Source organism: Streptomyces sp. 150FB, from assembly GCF_000818195.1.
Lineage (GTDB): Bacteria > Actinomycetota > Actinomycetes > Streptomycetales > Streptomycetaceae > Streptomyces.
Window position 1 is genome coordinate 8,827,464 of sequence record NZ_JTHL01000001.1, and the last position, 2,397, is coordinate 8,829,860.

1 protein-coding gene is annotated in these 2,397 nt (G+C 66.2%); it reads left to right on the forward strand.

Annotated features, from left to right (window positions below; translation table 11 throughout):
* Positions 1 to 2,397, forward strand: a 2,397-nt coding sequence (locus QR77_RS47185; RefSeq protein WP_160310997.1) for a condensation domain-containing protein, incomplete at both ends; no start/stop codon positions are given.

Genomic DNA, 2,397 nt, shown 5'->3' on the forward strand with positions numbered 1-2,397 from the left:
CTCAGGTGAAGGTACGTGGTTTCCGTATCGAGCCGGGGGAGATCCAGGCGGCCCTGGCCGGCCACACCCACGTGGTACAGGCCGTGGTGATCGTGCGTGAGGATCAGCCGGGCGACAAGCGTCTGGTCGCGTACGCCGTTCCCGCACCGAACACCACCCCGGACCCGGCCGAGTTGCGCGCTTACCTGGCGCAGCGGCTGCCGGACTACATGGTGCCTTCGGCTTTCGTGGTCCTGGAGGCGTTGCCGCTGACTCCGAACGGGAAGCTGGACCGACGGGCCCTGCCCGTACCGGAGTTCGCTTCGGCCGGGTCCGGCCGGGCTCCGAGGTCGCCGGAGGAAGAGATCCTGTGGGGCCTGTTCGCTGAAGTCCTCGGCGTTGAAACGATGTCGATCGACGACAACTTCTTTGATCTGGGCGGCCACTCCCTCTTGGCCACCCGGCTGGTGAGCCGGATCCGTTCGGTGCTGGGTGTGGAGGTGAGCATCCGGGCGTTGTTCGAGGCGCCGACGGTGGCGGAGTTGGGTGACCGGCTGGGTGAGGGTGGTCGGGTGCGGGAGCGGTTGGGGGTGCGGGAGCGTCCTGAGTGGTTGCCGGTGTCGTTCGCGCAGCGTCGGTTGTGGTTCTTGGGGCAGTTGGAGGGCCTGTCGGCGACGTACAACATCCCTTTGGCGTTGCGGTTGTCGGGTGCGCTGGATGTGGAGGCGTTGCGGGCGGCGCTGGGTGATGTGGCGGGTCGGCACGAGAGCCTGCGTACGGTGTTTCCGCAGGTGAACGCTGAGCCGCAGCAGGTGGTCATCCAGGCAGAGGCGGGTGTTCCCGAGGTACTGGAGGAGTCGGTCACTGCCGCTGATATCTCTGAAGTGGTCGCCGGCATGTCCCGTACGGGGTTTGATCTGGGCCGCGATCTGCCGTGGCGGGTGCGACTGCTGGAGGTCGAAGGCGCCAGTGAGTGGGTGCTGGTGATAGTGGTCCATCACATTGCCGCTGATGGCTGGTCGATGGCGCCGTTGGCGAAGGATCTGTCGCTGGCGTATGCAGCGCGTTGTGAGGGGCGTGCGCCGGGCTGGCGGGAACTTCCGGTGCAGTACGCCGACTACACCCTCTGGCAGCGCGATGTCTTGGGTGGTGAGGATGATCCTGACAGCGTGATCGCTGAGCAGGTCGCCTATTGGAAGGGGGCGTTGGAGGGCCTTCCGGAGCAGCTTGTGCTGCCGGTGGACTTCCCGCGTCCGGCGGTCGCCTCCCATGTGGGCGGCTCGGTGGGGTTGTCGGTGTCGGCGGGGGTGCATGCGCGGCTGGTGGAGATCGCGCGTGGTTGCGGGGCGAGTGTGTTCATGGCTGTGCAGGCCGCACTGGCCGTGTTGCTGTCGAAGATGGGTGCGGGCGAGGACATCCCGATCGGTACTCCGGTGGCGGGGCGTACTGACGATGCGCTTGATGATCTGGTGGGGTTCTTTGTGAACACGCTGGTGTTGCGTGCGGATGTGTCGGGTGATCCGTCGTTCCGTGAGGTGCTGGGGCGGGTCAGGGAGCGGGACTTGGCGGCGTTCGCGCATCAGGATGTGCCGTTCGAGCGGCTGGTGGAGATCCTCAACCCCACCCGGTCCATGGCCCACCACCCTCTGTTCCAGGTGACTCTCACCTTCCAGAGCACCGCTGATCCCGAGTTTGTGCTGCCCGGCGTGAGTGTAGGGCTGGAGCCGGTGCACGGTGCGGTGGCGAAGTTTGATCTGTCCTTCAGCCTGGGTGAAGCCCGAACCGAAGACGGCGCACCTGCTGGGCTTGAGGGGCAACTGGATTACCGGACAGACCTGTTTGAGCAGCCCACCGTCGAGCATCTGGCCCGGCGCCTGGTCAGGCTCCTCGAAGCAGTCACTGACAACCCCGATCAACCGATTCGCGCTGTCGACGTGCTCGGTGAGGCCGAGCGGCATCACGTCCTGACTGTATGGAATGACACGGTGTGTGAGGTGCCGGTGGTGGCTCTGCCGGTGTTGTTCGAGGCGCAGGTGGTGCGGACTCCTGGGGCGCTGGCGGTGGTCAGTGGTGGTGTGGAGCTGACGTACGGCGAGTTGAATGTGCGGGCGAATCGGTTGGCCCGGTATTTGGTGGGTCGGGGTGCGGGTCCTGGGCGGTTGGTGGGTGTGGCGTTGCCGCGGTCGGTTGATCTGGTGGTGGCGTTGTTGGCGGTGTTGAAGACGGGTGCGGGGTATGTGCCGGTGGATCCGGAGTATCCGGCTGACCGGATTGCTTTCATGCTCCAGGACGCGGACCCGGTGCTGCTGGTGACCGACATCGCCACGGCACCGGTGCTGCCGGCGGGTGCGGGTTGTGTGGTGCTGGACGAGCCTGCCGTCGAGGCGGCGGTGGCGGACCTGGACAGTGCAGATTTGG